Source organism: Brevundimonas sp., from assembly GCF_024711105.1.
Taxonomy (GTDB): domain Bacteria; phylum Pseudomonadota; class Alphaproteobacteria; order Caulobacterales; family Caulobacteraceae; genus Brevundimonas.
In genome coordinates this window covers 1-21,616 of sequence record NZ_JANJTL010000167.1, presented here as the reverse complement: position 1 = coordinate 21,616, position 21,616 = coordinate 1, and the positions used below count along the sequence as shown (strand labels likewise).

Annotated in this window: 15 protein-coding genes; 2 read left to right on the top strand and 13 right to left on the bottom strand. The window is 71.4% G+C overall.

The window, feature by feature from the left end; all coding sequences use genetic code 11:
* The 3 genes from Q0M60_RS13360 to fsa all read right to left on the bottom strand — a co-directional run.
* On the bottom strand, positions 1 to 689 hold a 689-nt coding region (locus Q0M60_RS13360), incomplete at its 3' end, for a site-specific integrase (protein ID WP_296820381.1).
* Positions 686 to 1,387 (bottom strand): DUF484 family protein, encoded by a 702-nt coding sequence (locus Q0M60_RS13355; RefSeq protein WP_296820379.1) that lies wholly within the window; start codon positions 1,385 to 1,387, stop codon positions 686 to 688. The genes Q0M60_RS13360 and Q0M60_RS13355, both read right to left, overlap by 4 nt.
* Positions 1,388 to 1,408: 21 nt before the next feature.
* Positions 1,409 to 2,059 carry a fructose-6-phosphate aldolase gene (gene fsa, locus Q0M60_RS13350; RefSeq protein WP_296820377.1) on the bottom strand — a complete coding sequence of 217 codons (651 nt, stop codon included), beginning with the start codon at positions 2,057 to 2,059 and terminating at the stop codon, positions 1,409 to 1,411.
* A gap of 222 nt (positions 2,060 to 2,281) precedes the next feature.
* On the opposite strand from fsa, the gene Q0M60_RS13345 reads away from it, so the two are divergent.
* Complete coding sequence (locus Q0M60_RS13345; RefSeq protein ID WP_296820375.1) at positions 2,282 to 4,447, top strand: primosomal protein N'; 2,166 nt, start codon at positions 2,282 to 2,284, stop codon at positions 4,445 to 4,447.
* On the opposite strand, the gene Q0M60_RS13340 is transcribed toward Q0M60_RS13345, so the two are convergent.
* The 10 genes from Q0M60_RS13340 to Q0M60_RS13295 all read right to left on the bottom strand — a co-directional run bounded on the left by Q0M60_RS13340 (position 4,444) and on the right by Q0M60_RS13295 (position 19,845).
* On the bottom strand, positions 4,444 to 6,204 hold the full coding sequence (locus Q0M60_RS13340) for an ABC transporter ATP-binding protein/permease (protein ID WP_296820385.1): 1,761 nt from the start codon (positions 6,202 to 6,204) through the stop codon (positions 4,444 to 4,446). The genes Q0M60_RS13345 and Q0M60_RS13340 overlap by 4 nt on opposite strands.
* A 104-nt stretch (positions 6,205 to 6,308) precedes the next feature.
* Complete coding sequence (locus tag Q0M60_RS13335; RefSeq protein ID WP_296820373.1) at positions 6,309 to 7,325, bottom strand: beta-eliminating lyase-related protein; 1,017 nt, start codon at positions 7,323 to 7,325, stop codon at positions 6,309 to 6,311.
* Positions 7,325 to 8,305, bottom strand: coding sequence for a mechanosensitive ion channel family protein (locus Q0M60_RS13330; protein WP_296820372.1), 981 nt, complete (start codon positions 8,303 to 8,305; stop codon positions 7,325 to 7,327). Before Q0M60_RS13330 ends, Q0M60_RS13335 begins: the two co-directional genes overlap by 1 nt.
* Positions 8,306 to 8,336: 31 nt before the next feature.
* On the bottom strand, positions 8,337 to 11,921 hold the full coding sequence (locus Q0M60_RS13325; RefSeq protein WP_296820371.1) for a hydantoinase B/oxoprolinase family protein: 3,585 nt from the start codon (positions 11,919 to 11,921) through the stop codon (positions 8,337 to 8,339).
* On the bottom strand, positions 11,903 to 12,319 hold the full coding sequence (locus tag Q0M60_RS13320) for an endonuclease domain-containing protein (RefSeq protein WP_296820383.1): 417 nt from the start codon (positions 12,317 to 12,319) through the stop codon (positions 11,903 to 11,905). Before Q0M60_RS13320 ends, Q0M60_RS13325 begins: the two co-directional genes overlap by 19 nt.
* A gap of 92 nt (positions 12,320 to 12,411) precedes the next feature.
* Positions 12,412 to 12,879, bottom strand: a complete 468-nt coding sequence (locus Q0M60_RS13315; protein WP_296820369.1) for a universal stress protein — start codon at positions 12,877 to 12,879, stop codon at positions 12,412 to 12,414.
* Between the two features lie 13 nt (positions 12,880 to 12,892).
* The gene (locus Q0M60_RS13310) at positions 12,893 to 17,740 is read right to left on the bottom strand and encodes an NAD-glutamate dehydrogenase (protein ID WP_296820367.1); all 4,848 of its coding nucleotides are present in this window, start codon (positions 17,738 to 17,740) and stop codon (positions 12,893 to 12,895) included.
* Positions 17,741 to 17,867: 127 nt separating this feature from the next.
* On the bottom strand, positions 17,868 to 18,242 hold the full coding sequence (locus Q0M60_RS13305) for a hypothetical protein (protein ID WP_296820364.1): 375 nt from the start codon (positions 18,240 to 18,242) through the stop codon (positions 17,868 to 17,870).
* A 51-nt stretch (positions 18,243 to 18,293) separates the two neighbouring features.
* Positions 18,294 to 19,145: a hypothetical protein gene (locus Q0M60_RS13300; protein WP_296820363.1), complete on the bottom strand. Its 852-nt coding sequence runs from the start codon at positions 19,143 to 19,145 to the stop codon at positions 18,294 to 18,296.
* 55 nt (positions 19,146 to 19,200) lie between these two features.
* Positions 19,201 to 19,845, bottom strand: a complete 645-nt coding sequence (locus tag Q0M60_RS13295; protein WP_296820361.1) for a LysE family translocator — start codon at positions 19,843 to 19,845, stop codon at positions 19,201 to 19,203.
* A 187-nt stretch (positions 19,846 to 20,032) separates the two neighbouring features.
* Between Q0M60_RS13295 and Q0M60_RS13290 the strand changes: the two genes are divergently transcribed.
* Positions 20,033 to 21,616: Clp protease N-terminal domain-containing protein (locus Q0M60_RS13290; protein WP_296820359.1), on the top strand; the 1,584-nt coding region annotated here is incomplete at its 3' end.

Sequence of the window (21,616 nt, the reverse complement as noted above, 5' to 3'; positions counted from 1 at the left end):
ACGTGCCGGGCGCTCAGCGGCCCGCCGCGCTTGGCCCGGAAGAGGGGCTCGTCCTGCGCCAAGGGCCAGGGTGAGAGACGCACGTAGTCGGCGACCGCGTCGCGCACGGCCGGGAGTATGGGCACGACCCGGGTCTTGCCGCCCTTGCCGGTGACGCGGATCGCCTCGCCGAGCGGGTGGTCGGCGCCGGTCAGGGACAGGCCCTCCGAGATGCGCAGGCCACAGCCGTAGAGCAGGCTCATCACCGCCCGGTCGCGCGCGGCCTCCCAGCGATCGAGATCCGGATCGGCGCGGGGCTCCTCGAGCAGTCCGATCGCCTGATCCTCGCTGACGGGGCGGGGCATGGAGGGCTTCACCTTCGGCCCGCGGACCAGCGCGATCTGCGGCGTCGGGGCGCCCAACCGCCGGTCGAGGAAGCGGTGAAAGGCGCGGATGGCCGACAGCGTCTGGGCCAGCGACCGGGCCTGCAGTCCCTTCTCGCCGGACCGCCGCGCCGCCAGATGGGCGCGCACCTCGGCGGCGGGCACGGAGGCCAGCCCGGTAAGGGTCACCGGCTCGCCGCGATGCTTGGAGAGGAAGGCGACATAGCCGCGCGCGATGCGGCCGTAGGCTTCCAGGGTCCGGGGCGAGGCGCGGCGTTCGTGGGCCAGCCAGTCCATCCAGGCCTGGACGGCCTCGTCGCCTGTCACGCGGCCGGGTCCAGCACGGGCCAGCGCTCGATGACGCGCTCGACCACGCGGGTGACGAAGGCGATCAGCTCGCAGCCCATGTCGGGCGTGAAGCCTTCCGGCTCGGGCGATCCGAAGGCGATGACGGCGTGCCGCGCCGGGCTCCACAGGGCCATGCGGACCAGCGCCACGCTCTTCACCTCTTCGGCGCGGGCGCCGAACAGCTGCGGCCCCGCCGGCGCCGGGCCGAGCCAGGACAGGCCGTGCTCACCCAGCAGCTTGCCGACGCCGCCCTCGGGCAGCAGCTTCCAGCCGAACGGCGCTACGCCCGGCTTCTCGACGCAGATCGAGACGGCCGACAGCCCGAAGCGCGCCTGGCAGGCGTGGTCCAGCCGCGCGGCCAGGTCGGAGTGGTTCTTGGCCTCCAGCAGGTCCAACACGGTCACATGGGTCTGGGCCTGGGCGGCGAAGTTGGCGCGGGCGACGTGCTCGACCGCGCGGCGGGCGCCGCTCTCGCGCTTCACCGCTTCTTCCAGCCGCGACAGGGCGGCCGGGCCGAACTCGACCACGTTTTTCGCGGCCGGCTTAAGCTCCAGCTCGCGCAGCAGCTCGTGGTCCGCAAGCAGGTGCTCGGGGTTCTCTTTCAGCCAGCCGCGCAGCTCGGGCCAGGGCGCGAGCGCCTGCGGTTGATCGTCCGTCGCCTTGTCCGCCGCGCCCACTGAAGTCTCACCCGTCTCGGGTCAGATGGTCTGACCCGTCGAAGCCCAATCCTTGAGGAATTGATCAAGCCCCCTGTCGGTTAAGGGGTGTTTGACGAGCGCCTTGAAGACGTCCGGCGGCAGGGTCGCGGCGTCCGCGCCGGCCAGGGCCGCGGCGGTCACATGGGCCGGATTGCGCAGCGAGGCGGCCAGGATTTCCGTGTCATAGCCATGCACGTCGTAGATGGCCCGGATCTCGTGCAGCAGCTCGACGCCGTCGGCGCCATGGTCCTCCAGCCGGCCGACGAAGGGCGAGACGAAGGTCGCGCCGGCCTTGGCCGCCAGCAGCGCCTGGGCCGCCGAGAAACACAGGGTGACGTTAGTGGCGATCCCGTCCGCCGAGAAGGCGGTGGTCGCCCGCAGCCCGTCCATGGTCAGGGGCAGCTTGACCACGACATTGTCGGCGATGGCGGCGAGCTTGCGGCCCTCGGCCAGCATGGCGTCGGTTTCGGTCGCGGCGACCTCGGCCGAGATCGGCCCCTCGACGGCGGCGCAAATCTCGGCGATGACCTCGGCGATGGGCCGGCCCGACTTGGCGATCAGCGAAGGATTGGTGGTGACGCCGTCGACCAGGCCGCTCTGGGCCAGGTCCTTGATGAGCGCGGCGTCGGCGCTGTCGATGAACAGTTTCATGGGTTCAGCTTCTAACGGCGAACGCGAGCCAGCGCGAGGGCCGCGCGTTGCGTCCTTCTCCCCTTGCGGGAGAAGGTGGCCGAGCGGAGCGAGGTCGGATGAGGGGTCGCGCCAACCTTTCCGGAGAACCGTGCGAGCGTCTCGAATTCAAGCGGAGACGATCATCCACCCCTCATCCGTCAGGCTCCGCCTGACACCTTCTCCCGCAAGGGGAGAAGGGACGTGAGGGTCGCCTCCGTCCTCCTGCCCTTGCCGCTGTCGGAGGCCTTCGACTACGCCGTGCCGGACGGCATGGCGCTGGAGCCCGGCGAGCACGTCGTGGTCCCGCTCGGCCCCCGCCGCGTGCGCGGCCTCGTTACCGAGGTGCGCGAGACGACCGGCTCGAACCGGCGGCTGCGCGAGCTGGAGGGCAAGGTCGATGACCCGGCCCTGCCGCCCAGCACCCTGGAGTTTGTTGACTGGGCCGCGCGCTGGACCCTGACGCCGCCCGGCGAGATGGCCTTCCTGGCCACGCGCGGCCTGCGCGCTCCGCCGCCCCGGCCCGAGCGTCGTCTGCGCCGCGTCGCGGGCCGCGAGCCCGGCCGTTCCACCGAGGCGCGCACGCGCGTCCTTCAGACGCTCGGCGACGGCGAGGCGACCGGCATGGCCGATCTCGCTCGCGCCGCGAACGTCTCGGCGGGCGTCATCAAGGGACTGGTCGACGAAGGCGTGCTGGAGGTCTTCGAGGTCGCGGCGAACCGGCCCTTCGCCGCGCCTAACCCAGACCACCGCCCGGCCGTCCTGAACGCCGGCCAGGCCGCCGCCGCCCGCGTGCTGGCCGAGGCGCTGGACGCGCGCGAGTTTCGGCCGATCCTGCTCGACGGCGTCACCGGCTCGGGCAAGACCGAGGTCTATCTGGAGGCCGCCGCGCACGCGCTCCGCGCTGAGCCCGAGGCGCAGATCCTCATCCTGCTGCCGGAGATCGCCCTGACCCAGGCGATCATCGCCCGCATCGCCGGACGCTTCGGCGCCGAGCCGGGCGAGTGGCATTCCGCCGTCAGCCCGCCCCAGCGCCGCCGCGTCTGGGAGGCGGTCCAGGCTGGCCGTCTCAGGTTGGTGGTCGGCGCCCGCTCCGCCCTGTTCCTGCCGTTCCGAGCCTTGCGCCTCATCGTCGTCGACGAGGAGCACGACGGGTCCTTCAAGCAGGAGGAGGGCATCGTCTATCACGGCCGCGACCTGGCGGTGGCGCGCGGACGGATCGAACAGGCGACGGTGGTCCTGGCCTCGGCGACCCCGTCGCTCGAGACCCTGTGGAACGCCGAGACGGGCCGCTACGGCTGGGTCCGTCTGGGCGCCCGGCACGGGGCGGCGGTCCTGCCGGACATCGACCTGATCGACCTGCGCGACAGTCCGCCCGACAAGGGCCGCTGGCTGTCGCCGCCGCTGGTCGAGGCCATGGTCGAGACGCTGGAGCGGCGCGAGCAGACGCTGCTGTTCCTCAACCGCCGGGGCTATGCGCCGGTCGTCCTGTGCCGCGCCTGCGGCGAGCGGATGACGGCGCCGGACAGCGACTCCTGGCTGGTCGAGCACCGCTACACCGGACGGCTGGTCTGCCACCTGACGGGCTTCTCCATGCCGAAGCCGACGCACTGCCCGCACTGCGGCGCGGCCGACAGCCTGGTGTCGATCGGGCCGGGCGTGGAGCGCGTCGAGGAGGAGGTCAGGGAGCGTTTCCCCGACGCCCGCACGGCCATCTTCAGCTCCGACACCGTGCCCGACGCCGGCTCGGCACGCGAGCTGGTCCGGCGCATGGCGGCTGGCGAGATCGACGTGCTGGTCGCCACCCAGGCGGCGGCCAAGGGCCACAACTTTCCGCGCCTGACGCTGGTCGGCGTGGTCGACGCCGACCTGGGCCTGAGGGGCGGCGACCTGCGCGCCGCCGAGCGCACCTTCCAGATGCTGATCCAGGCGGCGGGCCGCGCCGGGCGCGCTGACCGTCCGGGTCGGGCCCTGCTGCAGACTTGGTTGCCCGAGCATCCCGTCATGCAGGCGCTGAAGGCCGCCGACCGGGACGGCTTCGTGGCCGCTGAGGGGATACAGCGCGAGGCCATGCGCCTGCCGCCCTACGGCCGTCTGGCCGCGCTGGTGCTGTCGAGCCCGGACCCCGCCGCCCTGGAGGCCTTCGCCGGCGAGCTGGCCCGCCGCATCCCGTCCGCCGACCGGGTCGAGGTCTACGGCCCCGCCGACGCGCCTCTCGCCCTGGTCCGGGGCCGCCGCCGCAAGCGCTTCCTCGTCCGCGCCGACCGCGACGTGGATTTGCAGGCGTATCTCAGGGCTTGGCTGGCGGAGCTGAAGATTCCGGGCTCGGTCCGCCTCGGCGTGGACGTGGACCCGTACTCGTTCCTCTAGCGCCCCCGCGTCTGCTTCTTCCACAGCGTCGCGTATTCGCCGCCCGCCGCGACCAGCTCGGCGTGCGTCCCGCGCTCGACGATCCGCCCGGCCTTGAGCACCAGGATTTGGTCCGCGTCCGCGATGGTCGACAGGCGGTGCGCGACCACCAGCGTGGTCCGGCCCTTCCGCGCCCGGCGCAAGGTCGCCTGAATGGCGGCCTCGGTGCGGCTGTCGAGCGCCGAGGTGGCCTCGTCGAGGATCAGGACGTGCGGCTCGGCCAGCAGCGCCCGGGCGAGGCCCACGCGCTGGCGCTCGCCGCCCGAGAGCTTCAGCCCTCGCTCGCCGACGCGAGTGTCCAGGCCGTCGGGCAGGGCGCGGATGAAGTCGCCGAGCTCCGCGGCTTCCGCCGCCGCCCAGATGGCGCGCTCATCGGCTTCCGGCCGGGCGAAGCCGATGTTCACCCGCAGGCTGTCGTTGAACAGGGCCACGTCCTGCGGGACCAGGGCCACGCCCCGCCTGAGCGAGGCCTGGGTCACCGACCGGGCGTCCAACCCGTCGACCAGCACCCGGCCCCCCTGCGGGTCGAGCAGGCGCAGCGCCAGCTTGACGATGGTCGACTTGCCCGATCCCGAGGGCCCGACGACGGCTACGGTCTTCCCCGGCGGCGCCTCGAAGCTGATGTCCTCCAGTCCGACCACGCGCGCGGAATGACGGAAGGACACGTGCTCGAAGGCGATGGCCCCACCCCCCGCTTCCGAGGCCGGAGGCAGGTTCACGGCGTCGGGGGCGTCGGCCACGTCCGGGCGCTGGCGGGTCAGCTCCAGCAGAGCCTCCATGTCGATCAGCGACTGGCGGATCTCGCGGTAGGCGAAGCCCAGGATGTTCAGCGGCTGATAGAGCGCGATCAGAATCAGCACGACGGCGGTGACGTCGCCGGGCCCCATCCGCCCGGCCGCCGCCTCCAGCCCCGCCAGCAGGGCCATGAAGCCGAGGCCGACGTTCATCACCAGCGCCTGCCCCGCGTTCAGCACGGCCAGCGAGGTGTTGGCCCGTTGCGCCGCCTGGGCGTAGGCCATCAGCGACGCCTCATAGCCCTCGGCCGTGCGCCCTTCCGCGCCGAAGGCCTTGACCGTCTCATAGTTCAGCAGGGCGTCGACCTGCATGCCGACGGCCTCGGTCTCGGCCGTGTTCAGCGCCCGCCGGTGCTCGATCCGCCAGTTGGAGACGGCTAGGGTGAAGACGACATAGACCCCGATGGTCGCCACCGCGATCAGGGCGAAGCGCCAGTCGTAGGCCCCCGCCAGCACCGCCGCCGCCAGGATCAGCTCCAGGATCGTCGGCGCGATGTTGAAGGCCAGGATGCGCAGCAGGAAGTCCGAGGCCTTGGCCCCCCGGTCCACCACCCGCGACAGGGCGCCCGACCGTTTGGTCTGGTGGAAGTCCAGCGACAGGCTGAGCGCGTGCGCGAAGGCCTCTGCCGCCGCCGTGCGCTTGGCCGCCTCCGACACGGCCGTGAAGATGGCGTCGCGCGCCTGGGGCGCCGCCGCCGACAGGAAGCGGATGACGGCCCAGCCGATCGCCAGTCCGGCGAAGCCCAGACCGAAGGCGGCGGCGGTCCCGCCCGCTTCGCCCGCCAGCTCGTTGACCGCGGCCCCGAGGGCGAGCGGCGCCAGCACGCCCAGGACCTTGCCGGCCAGCGTCAGGACGAAGGCGGCCGTCAGCCGCGCCTTGAGCTGCGGCGCCCGCGAGCGGGCCACCAACCGCATCAGATCCATCAGGGCGTCGACCGTACGCGGCGGTCGGGCGGGCGCCGCGTTGATCTCGGCGTCGAGGACGCGGGTCTCGGGATCGGCCCGTCTGCGCCCCGCCCCACGCGCCATCAGCCGAGGCTCACCATGGCCGCGACGAGATCATCCACCGCCGCTTCAGTCACCGCCCAGGAGCAGACGAAGCGCACCGAGCCGTCGTCAAAGCGATAGCAGGCCCAGCCGGCCTCGTTCAGCCGCGCGTGATGCTCGGGCGGCATGCGCACGAAGACGGTGTTGGCCTGGACCGGATGGGCCAGGACGTAGCGCGTCCGTTCGGCGATGCCGTCGGCAAGTCGCTGGGCCATCAGGTTGGCGTGGGCGGCGTGGCCCTCCCAGGCGCCGCTCTCCAGCAGGCCCAGGATCGGCGCGGCCAGGAAGCGGGCCTTGGAGGCCGTCTGCCCCGCCTGCTTCAGGCGATTGTCGAGCCGGTGCGCCAGCGCCTTGTCGAAGACCACCAGCGCCTCGGCGCACAGGGCCCCGGCCTTGGCCCCGCCCAGCACCAGTATGTCCACGCCCAGGCGCGGGATCTCGTTCATGTCGAAGCCGGCGGCGACCGCATTGGCCAGCCGCGCGCCGTCCAGGTGCACGCCCAGGCCCCGCGCCTTCACCGGCTCGATCAGCCGGCGCATCTCGTCGACCGTGTAGACCGCGCCGTATTCCGTGGCCTGGGTGAGGCTGAGCGCGCCGGGCGGCTGGCGGTGGCCGACGACGGGCTCGGCCAGGATGGCCTTCAGCGCCGCCTCGTCGACCTTGCCGGACCCGCCCGGCAGGCCGATCAGGCCGACGCCCTGGCCGAAGAAGCCGGGCGCCCCTGTCTCGTCGGTGCAGACGTGGGCGGCCTGGTGGGCCATCACCGCCTCATACGGGCGGGCCAGCATCGACAGGGCGATGGCGTTGGCGGCCGTGCCGGAAAAGACGAAGCGCACCTCCGCCTCGGCCTCCAGCCGCTCGCGGATCAGGTCGGCGGCCCGCGCCGTCACGTCGTCGGCGCCATAGGCCCGCGCGAAGCCCTCGTTGGCGCGCATGACGGCGTCCATAGCCTCGGGCGCCATGCCAGCGGTGTTGTCGGAACCGAAGTCGTAGCGCATCAGGCGCCTCCCTGGCCGGCGCCCATGGCCGAGGCCTTGGCGGCCGGCGTGCGCGGCTTCTCGGCTTCCACCGGCTGCGGCTTGGGATCGGCCTTGCGGCGCGGCTTGGGCGCAGCGGCGCTACGGGTCACGTGCACCTGGTGCGGATAGGGGATCACCACTCCGGCCTTGTCGAGGGCGTGCTTGATCATGAGATGCAGGTCGGCCTTGGTCTGCCACCAGTTCTCGGACTTCACCCAGGCCTGCAGGTCGATCTGGACCGAACTGTCGAGGAAGCCGGTCACCCCGGCCCACACCGGCGGGTCCTCGAGCACGTTCGGATGCTCGGCCGAGGCGGTCTTCATCACCTCCATCGCCTGTTCGAGGTCGCTGTCGTAGTCGACGCCGATGAACAGCTCGATCCGTCGCGTGCGCTGGCCCGAGATGTTGACTATGACGTCGCCCAGCACCTGCGAGTTGGGCACGGTGATCTTCATGTTGTTGGCGTCGATCATCACGGTGGTGAACAGGTCGAGCTTGCGCACGACGCCGGCCCGCTCGCCGACCTGGACCACGTCGCCGACGCGGTAGGGGCGCAGGATCAGCAGCATCACGCCCGCCGCCACGTTGGACAGCGTCCCTTGCAGCGCCAGGCCGATGGCCAGGGACGCGGCGCCGAGGATGGCGATGATCGAGGTGGTCTGGACGCCCAGACGCTGCAGCACTGCGATCAGGCCGACGGCGATCACGATCACCCGCACCACCTGGACCAGGAAGCCCTGCAGGGTCGGGTCCGGATTGCGCTTCTGCAGCCGCACCAGGGCGCGGCGAGTCCACCCGCCGGCCCAGCGCGCCACGAAGAAGGTGGCGATCAGGATGAGCGCGGCGACGACAAGGTTCACGGCCAGGTCGCCGGCCATGCGGGTGATGCGCTCGATCAGGGCGGCGTCGAAATCCAGGGCCGCCTGGCCCTGCTGAATCACGTCGTTCAGATCAGTCATGCCCGGCATGTAACGCGCGGGCGCGGCGATTTCACCCCGGACGCCCATATCCGCCGCCGCCGGGCGTCTCGATGACGAACACGTCGCCGGGCTTCATGGTCGTCTCGGCCGTGGCCGGCAGCTCCTCGACCGCGCCGCCCGCGCGTTCCACCCTGTTCACGCCTGGCAGGCCCGGCCCGCCGCCCTCCAGCCCGAACGGCGCCGTCCGCCTGCGGTTCGACAGGATCGCGCCTGTCATCGGCTCCAGAAAGCGGATGCGCCGCACCACCCCGTCGCCGCCGCGCCAACGGCCTTCCCCGCCCGAGCCGCGCCGAATGGAGAACTGGTCGACCCGCACCGGAAAGCGCGTCTCCAGCACCTCGACGTCGGTCAGGCGGCTGTTGGTCATGTGGGTCTGGACTGCGGTCGCCCCGTCGAAGCCGTCACCCGCGCCCGAGCCGCCGGCGATCGTCTCGTAGTACTGGCGCGCGGCGTTGCCGAAGGTGAAGTTGTTCATCGTCCCCTGGCTGCCGGCCAGGACGCCGAGCGCGCCATAGAGACAGTCGACAATGGCCTGGCTGGTCTCGACGTTGCCCGCCACGACCGCCGCCGGATGGCGCGGGTTCAGCATCGAGCCTTCCGGCAGGATCAGGGTGATCGGCTTCAGGCACCCTTCGTTCAGCGGAATGGCGTCCTCGACCAGGGTCCGGAAGACATAGAGCACCGCCGCCCGTGCGATCGAGGCCGGGGCGTTGAAGTTGCTGGGCCGCTGCGGGCTCGTGCCGGTGAAGTCGACGACCGCCGAACGGTCTTCGCGGTCCACGCTGACCGCCACGCGGATCACCGCCCCGTCGTCCATCTCCAGCTCGAAGGCGCCGTCACTCAGCGCGCCGATGGCGCGACGGACCGCCGCCTCGGCGTTGTCCTGCACGTGGCCCATATAGGCCTCGACCACCTCGCGGCCGAAGCCGTCGACCAGGCTCTTCAGTTCGTCCGAGCCCTGAACGCAGGCGGCGACCTGGGCCTTCAGGTCGGCGATGTTCTGGTCGATGTTGCGCGCCGGCCAGCTGCCGGAGCCGAGAAGCGCCCGCGTCTCCGCCTCCAGGAACCGGCCCGCGTCGACCAGCAGGGCGTCGTCGATCAGCACCCCTTCCTCGTCCACCGTCCGGCTGCCCGGCGGCATCGAGCCCGGCGTGATCCCGCCGACGTCGGCATGGTGTCCGCGCGCGGCGACATAGAAGGCGGGCTTGGCCTCTCCCTCCAGGAACACCGGCTGGATCACGGTGATGTCGGGCAGGTGGGTGCCGCCGTTGTAGGGGGCGTTCAGCACATAGGCGTCCCCCGGCTTCATGCCGCGCCCGTCGCGGCCCTCGCCGCGCGAGGCGATCACCGCCCGGATGCTCTCGCCCATGGACCCGAGGTGGACCGGAATATGCGGAGCATTGGCGATCAGGCCGCCCGCCGGATCGAACAGGGCGCAGGAGAAGTCGAGCCGCTCCTTGATGTTCACCGACCGCGCCGTCGCCTGCAGCGCCAGCCCCATCCGCTCGGCCACGGCCATGAAGCGGCTGTTGAACAGCTCGAGCCGGATGGGATCGACCGCCGTGCCTTCCGCCCGCCGCTCCGCGCGCGGCGCGACCCGCTCGAGCACCAGGTTGCGCAGGCCATCGACCCGCGCGCGCCAGCCGGGCTCAACCACCGTCGTCGCGGTCGTCTCGCCGATGATGGCCGGGCCGTCGAGCCACGCGCCGGGCATGAGCGCCGCTCGGTCGTGGAAGGGCGCGGTCCGGGCCTCACCAAATGATGCGGCCACCTCGCCGACGGCCGTGGCCGGATGCGCCGGCGCCTCGACCGGTTCGGCCTCCGCGTCGGTCCGCACGCGGCCCACGACTTCCACGCTGACCGAGTCCGCAACCAGGGCCGCGTCCGAGACGAAGCCGAACCGTCTCCGGTGCGCCTCGGCGAAGGCGGCGGTCATGGTCTCGACGCTCGCCAGCGGGACGGGCAGGGCGGAGTCCGATCCGGCGTACTTCACCAGCACCGTCCGCTCGGCCTCGACCGCCGAGACGGGCACGCCCTGGCCTTCGATCTCGGCGCGGGCCTCCGCCTCCAGGGCGGCGGCGACCTCGCCGAGCGCGGCCTCGGCCAGCGGCTGCTCCACACTGGTCCGGCGGATCGCGCGCAGATCCGCCAGGCCCATGCCATAGGCCGACAGCACCCCCGCCAGCGGATGGATCAGCACCGTGTCCAGGCCGAGCGCATCGGCGACGCGGCAGGCGTGCTGGCCGCCGGCGCCGCCAAAGCAGGCCAGGGCATAGCCGTTCAGGTCATGCCCGCGCTGGATCGAGATCTGCCGGATGGCCCGGCTCATGTGCTCGACGGCGATGTCGATGAAGCCCTCGGCCAGGGCCTCGACACTCTGGCCCGTCTCGGCCGCCAGCTGGTCGAACGCCGCCCGTGTCGCCGCCTCATCGAGCGGCTGGTCGCCGTTGGGTCCGAACACGCGGGGGAAGGCCTCGGCGCGAATGCGGCCGAGCACCAGGTTGCAGTCGGTCACCGTCAGCGGACCGCCCCGCCCATAACAGGCCGGCCCCGGCGAGGCGCCCGCGGATTCCGGTCCTACCCTCAGCCGCGACCCGTCGAAGCGGCAGATCGAACCCCCGCCCGCCGCCACCGTGTGGATGTCCAGCATGGGCGCCGTCAGCCGCACGCCCGCGACCACCCGCTCGCTCGTGCGTTCGAACCGGCCCGCGTAGTGGGAGACGTCCGTCGATGTCCCGCCCATGTCGAAGCCGATGACGCGGCCGAACCCGGCGGCCTCCGCCGTCGCGGCCATGCCGACAATGCCGCCGGCGGGGCCGGACAGGATGGCGTCCTTGCCCCTGAACTTCGCGGTGTCGATCAAGCCACCGTTGGACTGCATGAACAGCAAGCGCGCGGAGCCGCCCATCTCGCGCGCCGCCTGATCGACATAGCGGCGCAGCACCGGCGACAGATAGGCGTCCACGCAGGTCGTATCCCCGCGCGCCACCATCTTGATCAGGGGCGCGACCTCATGGCTGACGGAGACCTGGTCGAAGCCGACCTCGCGCGCGATCTGCGCCAGCCGGACCTCATGCGCCGTGTGCTTCCAGCCATGCGCCAGCACGATGGCGACGGACCGCAGGCCCCGGCCGTGCGCCGCCAGCATTCCGGCCCGCGCCGTGGCCTCGTCCAGCGGCCGGACCACCTCACCGTCGGCGGCGACGCGCTCGTCCACCTCCAGCACCTCGGCGTGCAGCGGCTCGGGCAGAACGATGTGACGGGCGAAGATGTCGGGCCGGCTCTGCCACCCGATCCTCAGCACGTCACCGAGCCCCGCCGAGGTCACCAGCAGCGTCGGCTCGCCCTTGCGCTCCAGCAGCGCATTGGTCGCCACCGTCGTGCCCATCCGCACCAGAGACGACGCGCCCTCGGCGCCGTTGTCCTTCAGGATGCGCCGGATCCCCTCCGCCGCCGCATCGGCGTACCGGCCAGGGTCTTCCGACAGCAGCTTGGCGACCGTCAATTCACCGCCCGGCGCCCGGGCGACGACATCCGTGAAGGTCCCTCCCCGATCGATCCAGAACTCCCAAGTCCTCACCTTTCCTTCTCCCATTGGGAGAAGGTGGCCCGAAGGGCCGGATGAGGGTCGACCGCTTCCGGACGAGGCGCGGCGCCGATCTCGCGCGCGTGGCGGTCGATCGCCGCGAGAATCTCCGTCGTTCGCGCCAGGGCGGTGTCGCTGTCAAAGCGAAACACGGTCCACCCCAGGTTTTCGAGGGCGGCCTGTCTCAACTCATCCCGCTCTGCGACGTGAGGCAGATCATGCACGCCGCCTTCGACCTCGATGACGAGCCGCAGCGCGTCGCAGCCGAAGTCAGCGAAGTAGGGCCCTATCGGATGGTGCCGCCGGAACTTGTGTCCCGCCCTCCCGGCGCGCAGCACGCGCCACACCACTGCCTCGGCGGCGTTCATCCTTCGGCGCTGTGACCTGGCGACGCCACTTCGGCTCATGCGGTTCTCGATCCTGAAGCGGCCGACCCTCATCCGACCGGCTGTCGCCGGCCACCTTCTCCCAATGGGAGAAGGAAACAAGCCAACCAGTTTCAGGCCAGGTCCTCGACTTCGGCGTCCGACAGGTCGCCCGGCACCACGGTCACGGGCAGCTTGCGGCCGCCGAAACCGCCGCCGTCCTTGGCGATGGCCGACACCAGCGGGCCGGGTCCACGCCCGCCGACGGCGGCGGCCAGGACCAGGATCTTGATGTCCGGGTCGGCGGCCACGACCTTCTTGATGGCGCCGGGCGCATCGCCGAACTCGATCAGAAACTCCGGCGTCGCGCCCGAGCGCTCCTCGGCCTCGGCGCCCAGCCGGGTCAGGAGCGCCTCGCCCTCCTGCCGCAGTTGCGCCTCGATCTCCTCGCGGACGCCCGCGAAATAGTCGTTGTTCGAGGGCGTCAGGACCTTCAGCAGGGCGACCCGGCCGCCCGTCGATTTGGCCCGCCGGGCGGCGTAGCGCAGCGCCGCCTGGAACTCGGCGCTGTCGTCGGCCACGACCAGGAATTTGCGGGGCACGGCGCCCTCCCCGTCAGGCCGCCGCCGCCAGGTCGCGCAGGGCGGCGTTGGCGATGGTCAGCTTGGCGAAGCTCCAGCCCTGGCCGGCCGCCTCGATCTCGTCGATGGCGCGGCGGACCTGGTCGACCGTGCCCGCCCGGGCGCCGATCCAGGTCTTCACCGCCTTGGCGGCGCGCGCGTCGTCCGCGCCGCAGGCGTCGTCGGTCTTAGCCGCCACCGCCCGGGTCAGGGCTGCCTGCTCGGCCATCAGGTCCTCGATCAGCCGGCGCACGGCCAGCCGCTCGAAGTGATCGGTCGAGGCCAGCGAACCGGCCGCCGCCCGCATCCGGTCGAAGTCGAAGATCGCGCCCACCTGGTGATAGAGCCGGGCCATCGCCGGCGGGGCCCAACCCGCGGCCTTGGCCAGATCGCCGATATCGCTGGTCGCCGTCAGCGGGCGCAGCAGCGCCACCGCACGGGCCAGATCGTCGGGCGCGCCCCGCGCGGTGAACCCCCCGGCGCGCGTCTCGTAGAGGTCCCGCTCGAAGGGCGACAGGACGGTCGCCCCTTCCGAGCGGAGGGCGTCGGCGGCCGGACGGTAGGCGTCGATCAGGCCCCGGACGCCGCCGCCGATGTTGCGGGCCGCGCGACGGGCGAGCCAGAAGGTCTGGCGCCGAAGGACGAGTTGCACCTCGGCATAGAGCGCCAACTGCGCCTCGGCCGGGATCTGGCGGTCGAGCGCCGAGATGGCGTCCCAGGCCTCGTCGAGGCGGAACACCTGCCGGGCCGCCTCGAAGGCGACGACCATGGCCGCGGTGTCGCACTCGGCGCTGGACTTCAGCCGCTCGGGGAAGGTCGCCCCGCACATGTTGATGATCTCGTTGGCGAGCACCGTCGCCACGATCTCGCGCCGCAGCCTGTGCCGGCGCATCTCATCCTCATAGACCGCCAGCGGTCCCGGGAAGTAGCGCACCAGCGTCTTCTCGAAGAACGGATCGTCCGGTGCCGAAGAGGCGACGATGTCGTCATAGAGCTCGATCTTCGAATAGGCGGTCAGGACCGCCAGCTCCGGCCGGGTCAGACCCTGCTGGTTGGCGGCGATGTCCGCCATCTGGGCCGCCGAAGGCAGTCCCTCGACCTTGCGGTCCAGCTTCCCGGCCGCCTCCAGCCGGGTCATGAACCTGGCGTGTGAATCAACGTCGGCGCGGGCCGCCCGCTCCTGCATGGAGATGGCCAGGGTCTGGTCGTAGTTGTGCGCCAGGACCTTGAGGCCGACCTCCTCGGTCATGGAGGCGAGCAGCACGTTGCGCTTCTCGCGATCCAGCTTGCCGGCCGCCTCGACGGCGCCGGTCAGGATCTTGATGTTCACCTCGTGGTCGGAACTGTCGACGCCCGCCGAGTTATCGATGGCGTCGGTGTTGATCCGCCCACCGTTCCTGGCAAAGGCGATCCGGCCGGCCTGGGTTAGGCCCAGGTTGGCGCCCTCGCCGATGACCTTGACCCGCAACTCGTCGCCGTTGAGGCGGATGGCGTCATTGGCCTTGTCGCCGACCTGCAGGTCGGTCTCGCTGGCCGCCTTCACATAGGTGCCGATGCCGCCGAAATAGAGCAGCTCGGCCGGGGCCCGCAGGATGGCGCGCATCAGGTCCGAGGGGGTCACGCTCTCCTCGGCGATATCCAGCGCCTCGCGGATTTCGGGGCTCAGCGCGATCGACTTCTCTGAGCGCGAGAAGACGCCGCCGCCCTTGGAGATCTTCGACCTGTCGTAGTCCTGCCAGGACGAGCGCGGCAGCTTGAACATCCGGTCCCGCTCGACCCAGCTCGAGGCCGGATCCGGGTTCGGGTCGATGAAGATGTCGCGGTGGTCGAACGCCGCGACGAGTCGAATCTGCTTCGACAGCAGCATGCCGTTGCCGAACACGTCGCCCGACATGTCGCCCACGCCGACGACGGTGAAGGGCTCGGACTGGATGTCCTTGCCCATCTCCAGGAAGTGACGCTTGACCGCCTCCCAGGCCCCGCGGGCGGTGATGCCCATGACCTTGTGGTCATAGCCGGCCGAGCCTCCCGACGCGAAGGCGTCGCCCAGCCAGAAGCCGTAGGATTCCGAGATGCCGTTGGCGATGTCGGAGAAGGTCGCCGTGCCCTTGTCGGCCGCGACCACGAGATAGGGGTCGTCCCCTTCCCAGGCGATCACGTCCGCCGGCCGCACCACCGAACCGTCGGCGGCGATGTTGTCGGTGATGTCCAGCATGCCCGACAGGAAGGTGCGATAGGCGCGGATGCCCTCCTGCAGGATGGCGTCCCGGTCCCCGCCCGAGGCCTTGGCGACGCGCGCCTGGCACTTGGCGAAGAAGCCGCCCTTGGAGCCCACGGGCACGATGACGGCGTTCTTGACCTGCTGGGCCTTCACCAGGCCCAGCACCTCGGTGCGGAAGTCGTCGCGCCGGTCCGACCAGCGCAGGCCGCCACGCGCCACGGGGCCGAAGCGCAGGTGCACGCCCTCGACGTGGGGGGCCCAGACGAAAATCTCGCGATAGGGCTTGGGCGCCGGCAGGTCAGCCAATTCGCGCGAGGCGATCTTGATCGAGATGTGCGGCTTGCCCGGATGGTCCAGGTCGGTCCCTTCCTGGAAGTAGTTGGTCCGCTTGATGGCCATGACCAGCAGGGCCAGGCGGCGCAGCACCCGGTCGTGGTCCAGGCTCTTCACCGCCTGCAGGCCGTCGAGAATGCGCTGGAAGGTCGCCTCGACACCCGCCTTGCGCGCCTCGGCGTCACCGGCCAGAGCCGGGTCGAACTTGGAGCGGAACAACTCCAGCAGCAGACGCGCCACCTCCGGATGCTCGCGCAGGGCCTCTTCCTGCACGGCCTGCGAGGGATCGAGCCCCGTCTGCTGGCGGTAGCGGGCCAGCGTGCGGATCAGCGCCGCCTCGCGCCAGCCGACGCCGAGCTCGAGCACCAGCCGGTTGAAGCCGTCGCTCTCGGTCCGCTCGCACCAGACCGCCGAGAAGGCCGACTCGAACGGGTCCTTCACGTCCTCGAACCTGAGGTCGCCGCCGCGCGGGTCTTCCAGCAGGAATTCGTGCACGTGGATCGGCTGGCCGCCCTCAGGCGTCAGGACGTGGCCGAACTCCTCCATGGCCTTCAGGCCCATGTCGGCCAGGATCGGCAGGACGTCGGCCAAAGGCGCGGCACGGCCGCGGCGATACAGCTTGAAGCGGAACTGCAGCGGGGTGTCCGCCGGGGTGCGGAAGGCGCGCACCACCACGTCGAGGTCGCCGAGACGGTCGATCTCGCCCAGGTCGGTCAGGGCCTCGGCGGCGTCGTAGCGATCCCGATAGCCGACCGGGAAGGCCTCGGCCCAGACATGGGTCAGGGCGCTCAGCTGCTCCTCGGCCAGGCCGCCGTCGCGGGCCGCCTGCACGAACCGGTCGCCCCAGCTGCGCGCGGCCTCGGCGACGCGGGCCTCCAACTCGTCGAGGTCCGGCTCCGGGTGCTCGCCCGGGTTGAAGCCGATGATGTAGTGGACCCGCGTCAGCGGCGCGTCCGACAGCTGCGGATACCAGGCCGAAAGCCGCCCGCCCCAGGCCTCGGCCAGGATGCGGCCGATGCGCTCGCGCACGCTCGCGTCGTACCGCTCGCGCGGGAAGAAGGCGAGGATCGACACGAACCGGTCAAACGGGTCCCGCCGGGTGAAGGTCCGCACCCGCGGCCGGTCGTACAGGTGCAGGATGCCCAGCGTCGTCAGCAGCAGGTGGTTCTCGCTCGACTGGAACAGCTCGTCGCGCGGGAAGGTCTCGAGGATGTTCCTCAGCCGCTTGTGGTTGTGCGTCCCCTCCGCCTTGCCGGCGCGCTCCAGCACCCGGCGCGCCTTGGCGCGGATCAGCGGCACGTCGAAGGCCGGCTTGTCATAGGCCTCGGCGGTGAACAAACCCACGAACCGGGTCTCGCCGGCCGGCCGGCCGTCGGCGCCGAAGCGGGCGACCGAGACGTAGTCCATGTGCACCCGGCGGTGGACGCGGCTCTTGAGATTGGCCTTGGCGACCGACACCGGCTCGCCCTTGTCGATACGCTTGCGCAGCGCCTCGGTCATGGTGGCGACCTCGTGGGATCGGCGCAGCACCGCCACCTCCGGGTCGCGCAAGACCCCCAGGCCCTCTCGCTGCAGCGTCAGGGCCTCGTCGGTCGCATAGCCGCCGGCCTTGTCGCGCGGATAGTCGTACTCGCGCGCGCCGAGGAAGACGAAGTGATCGTTCTGCAGCCAGCGCAGGAACTCCACGCTCTCGGCCAGGGCTTCCGCGTCGACGCCGGGCGCGCCGGACTCGAGTCGGGCGATGGCGGCCGCCATGATCTCGGCCATGGCGGCGTGATCCTCGACCGCGGCGCGGACGTCCGCCAAGGTCTGCTCCAGACCCTCTTTCAGGACGGCTCGGCGCTCCTGGGTCAGGGCGTCGACCACCACCAGGATGGTGGACTCCCGGCGCGCCTGCCCGTCGCGCTCGACCACCGGGTGGAACATGGCCCGCACCGAGACGCCGGCCTCGGCCAGCTGGCCCATGATGCTGTCGACCAGGAAGGGCCGGTCGTCCTGAACGATCTCGATCAGATCATAGGGCGCCGCGAGACCCGCGGCGGCGGCTGGCTCGATGCGGATGATCGGCGCCTGGCCCGCCGCGCGGCTGCAGACGAACTCCCAGAAGCGGGCGAGCAGCCGAGTGAAGGCCGCCGGGTCCAGGCCCGGCGCTTCACCGGCGTCATAGTCGTCGACGGCCTGGTCCAGGAAACTCTGTTCGCAGGCGTTGAGCGCCTTGGCCCCGCCCAGCGCCTCCGCGAACGCCTTTTTGAACGCCTCAGGGGTGAAGTCCGCCTGGCCGCCGTCCATGTCTCGCCTTCCCGAACCGCTGTCTCGCAGGCCGTCTCAGGCGGCCCTTCGTCGTCCGGCGACGGATAGGCCAGCCCCGGTCCGGAAGGAACCCCCTAAAAGCTGGGCCAGGCGAAGTCTCGCGGCGCTACAGCGACGGCCGTCCGTCCGGGTCGGTGGCAGGCATGGGCGTGTCCGGCCGTGCCAGGGAATTCGGCGGCGGCGGGGTCATCAGGTCTTCCGGCCGGGCGGGGCGCGAGGGCACCGGTCCGGGCGCCACAGGAGCCTGGCTGGTCATGCCGTCCGGGCCAGGCGGTGGGGGCGTGGGGCCGGGCGGCAGGGTCCGGTCTCCGGATGCCGTCTCTCCAGCGGACGCGGCCTCGCCCGCACCGGCCGAGGCCGCCGAGCCCGAAGCGTCGGCGGCCGCATCCTCGGCGCTGTCGGCGGCGGGCCCCTCGGCCGGACGCTGGCAGGCGGCCAGCGCCAGGACGGCGGCGGACAGGATCAGGGCGGGACGGCTCATGGCGGGGCTCCGGCTTCGCCCCTCAAACCCGCCCTGTCGGCTCCGGTTCCGTCACCGGGTCTTGGGCGCCGTGGCCAGGGCCACGCCTTTGGAGACGATGATTTCGGCCAGCCGCGCGCCGGGGATGAAAAGGGCCGCGGCCTCGACGCCCGCGTTGATCAGGAACTTGGGCTCGAGGACCTGGCCCAGGTACTGTTCGAAGGTCGCCCCGCCCGCCTTGACCTCGCCCGTCAGGCCGTCGAACTCGACCACCGCCTCCTTGCCCTGCCAGCGGTAGCGGAAGGCGTAGACCGGCCGGTAGTAGAGCTCGGTCGCCTCGACCCTCAGCTGCTCCTCCAGCACGCGGTCCGCCTCGATGCGGGCGATGACGGCGCCCAGGGCCTCGCGGATCAGCTCCGACGCCTTGGCGATCGGCGGCACCACGATGGTGTCCTCGCCCGCGTCCGCCTGCAGGGTTTCTGGCCGCGTCTCCACCGCGTCGTACTTGAGGTATTCGATCAGCCCGAGCGCCGGCGCCTTGGTCAGGGCGTCGTAGAGGGTCTCCTTCCTGAGCGCCTCGCGGCAGGTCTCCAGGCCCTCCAGCGTGACCTCGCCGTTGACGGCGGCGAAGGTCTTGCCCTCGATCTCGCTGGCCTCGACCTCGGGCGCCACCTTGACCGCATAGCGCCGCGTCCGCTCGTAGCTGTAGGTCCCCGTGCAGATAAGCCGCCAGAACGGCTGCAGCCGCCGTTCGCGATAGACCAGTTCGAAGTCCTCGTCCTTTGGCCGGTTCAGGAAGCCGGACACCTTGGCCAGGGTCCCGAAGGCCTCGATACGCTTGGTCCAGGCCCGCCCCTCGGCGTGGTCCATGGAAAACCGGTCCGTCAGGATCAGGAACCGTTCGTCGGCGAGTTCGACGTTCATGCCGAGGCCCTCCAGCCGACGGACATTGCGCCCGCCCAGGGCCTCTCGGCAAGCCTCAGCCGCGCGTCTCCCACGCGACCCAGACGGCGATTAGCGCGATGCCGGCGGCCATGCCGATCCGCACCGCTCGCCCGTCCAGCCGCGTCAGCAGCCTCTGCCCGGCCTGGTCGGCGCCCAGCACGATGGCCGCGTGCACGGCTGTCGCCACGGCGATCTGCACGCTTCCCAATATCAGACCCTGCACGACCGCCGATCCCGCCTCCGGCCGTATGAAGGCCGGCAAGAGCGCCATGTAGAAGGCCGCCGCCTTGGGATTCAGCAGGTTCGCCGTCAGGCCCCGCAGGAACAGGGCCCGGCGGCCGTCCACCAGATCGCCCGCGGCTTCGGGCCCCACGCCCTGGCCGCTCAGCGCCTCCCAGGCCAGCCAAAAGAGAAAGGCGACTCCCGCCCACCGAACCGCCTGATAGGCAACCGGCCACTCCGCCAGCACCGCCGACAGCCCGGCCACCGCCGCCAGCATCCAGGCGGCGAGGCCCACCGCCGTGCCGAGCACAGCAGCCAGTCCCGAAGCCCGGCCGCGCGTCGCCCCCACCAGCGCCAACCACCCCATGTTGGGACCCGGTGTCAGCTCGATCAGGGCCACCGCCACGAGGAAGGGCGCGAGATGCGCCGGCTCGAACAGGCCGAACAGCTCCGGCATCGGGTCTCCAGCAGTCTCGGGGCTTAAGGCCACGCTTAGCCGCCGGCCCCTTGCGTGTCCAATCGGCCACACCCACCTGTGACTCACCGGATCCGGCGCGTCGCTTGCATTGAGGGCGTGTCGGCCGGCCTCAAGGAGCGAAGCGTTAGGCCAACGCAAAGCTTGTTCCGCCTCATCAGGGGAAAGCATGAACCTCGACCTCTATTCCGACCGCGCCAAGCAGGCGATCCAGTCGGCCCAGTCGCTGGCGCTCGCGCGCCGGCATCAGCAGTTCGCGCCCGAGCATCTCCTGAAGGTGCTGCTGGAGGAGCGCGACGGCCTGGCCCGCAACCTGATCACCGCCGCCGGCGGCGACGCCAAGCGCGCCGAGGCCGATGTCGAGACCGCGCTGTCCAAGCGCGCCCAGGTCTCCGGCGGCTCGGGCCAGCTCTACCTCGACGGCGACACCGCCCGCGTCTTCGCGGCGGCGGAGCAGGCCGCTAGGAAGGCCGGCGACCAGTTCGTCACCACCGAACGCCTGCTCCAGGGCCTGGCCAGGGAGGGCGGCGTCGCCAAGACGGTGCTTTCGGCCGCGGGCGTTAAGGCCGACAGCCTGGATGCCGCCATCAACGATGTCCGCAAGGGCAAGACCGCCGACTCCGCCGGGGCCGAGGACGCCTATGACGCGCTCAAGCGCTACGCCCGCGACCTGACGCTCGCCGCCGCCGACGGCAAGATCGACCCGGTCATCTGCCGCGACGAGGAGATCCGCCGCGCCATCCAGGTGCTCGCCCGCCGCACCAAGAACAATCCCGTCCTGATCGGCGAGCCCGGCGTCGGCAAGACCGCCATCGTCGAGGGCCTGGCGCTCCGCATCGTCAACGGCGACGTGCCGGAGAGCCTGCGCGACAAGAAGGTCATGGCGCTCGACATGGGCGCGCTCATCGCCGGCGCGAAGTACCGGGGCGAGTTCGAGGAGCGGCTGAAGGCCGTGCTCAACGAGGTGGCCGCGGCCGAGGGCGGCATCGTGCTGTTCATCGACGAGATGCACACCCTGGTCGGGGCCGGGAAGACGGACGGCGCCATGGACGCCTCCAACCTGCTCAAGCCCGCCCTGGCGCGCGGTGAGCTCCACTGCGTCGGCGCCACCACGCTGGACGAGTACCGCAAGCACGTCGAGAAGGACGCCGCGCTCGCCCGCCGCTTCCAGCCGGTCTTCGTGGAGGAGCCGACGGTCGAGGACACCGTCTCCATCCTGCGCGGCCTCAAGGAGAAGTACGAGGTCAACCACGGCGTGCGCATTTCCGACAGCGCCATCGTCGCCGCCGCCACCCTGTCGAACCGCTACATCACCGACCGCTTCCTGCCCGACAAGGCGATCGACCTGGTCGACGAGGCCGCCAGCCGCGTGCGCATGGCCGTCGACTCAAAGCCCGAGGCGCTCGACGAGATCGACCGCCGCCTGGTCCAGCTGAAGATCGAGCGCGAGGCCCTGAAGAAGGAGACAGACCAGGCCTCCAAGGCCCGCCTCGAAAAGCTCGAGGACGAGATCGCTGAGCTCGAAGGCCAGTCCGAGGACCTCACCGCCCGCTGGAAGGCCGAGAAGGAAAAGGTCGGGCAAGGCGCGCAACTCCGCGAGACGCTGGACCGCCTGCGCGCCGAACTGGCCGCGGCCCAGCGCTCCGGCGACCTCGCTCGCGCCTCCGAGATCGCCTACGGCCAGATCCCCCAGATCGAGCGCCAGCTCGCGGAAGCGGAGCAGAATGAGGCCGACGCCTCCGGCCCCCTGACC

Excerpts from the sequence above, each read along its gene's own strand:
- Q0M60_RS13330 (WP_296820372.1), bottom strand. The coding sequence starts at position 8,305 with ATGACTGATCTGAACGACGTGATTCAGCAGGGCCAGGCGGCCCTGGAT.
- Q0M60_RS13335 (WP_296820373.1), bottom strand. The coding sequence starts at position 7,325 with ATGCGCTACGACTTCGGTTCCGACAACACCGCTGGCATGGCGCCCGAG.
- Q0M60_RS13325 (WP_296820371.1), bottom strand. The coding sequence starts at position 11,921 with ATGGGAGAAGGAAAGGTGAGGACTTGGGAGTTCTGGATCGATCGGGGA.
- Q0M60_RS13340 (WP_296820385.1), bottom strand. The coding sequence starts at position 6,204 with ATGGATCTGATGCGGTTGGTGGCCCGCTCGCGGGCGCCGCAGCTCAAG.
- Q0M60_RS13320 (WP_296820383.1), bottom strand. The coding sequence starts at position 12,319 with ATGAGCCGAAGTGGCGTCGCCAGGTCACAGCGCCGAAGGATGAACGCC.
- Q0M60_RS13295 (WP_296820361.1), bottom strand. The coding sequence starts at position 19,845 with ATGCCGGAGCTGTTCGGCCTGTTCGAGCCGGCGCATCTCGCGCCCTTC.
- Q0M60_RS13300 (WP_296820363.1), bottom strand. The coding sequence starts at position 19,145 with ATGAACGTCGAACTCGCCGACGAACGGTTCCTGATCCTGACGGACCGG.
- fsa (WP_296820377.1), bottom strand. The coding sequence starts at position 2,059 with ATGAAACTGTTCATCGACAGCGCCGACGCCGCGCTCATCAAGGACCTG.
- Q0M60_RS13310 (WP_296820367.1), bottom strand. The coding sequence starts at position 17,740 with ATGGACGGCGGCCAGGCGGACTTCACCCCTGAGGCGTTCAAAAAGGCG.
- Q0M60_RS13305 (WP_296820364.1), bottom strand. The coding sequence starts at position 18,242 with ATGAGCCGTCCCGCCCTGATCCTGTCCGCCGCCGTCCTGGCGCTGGCC.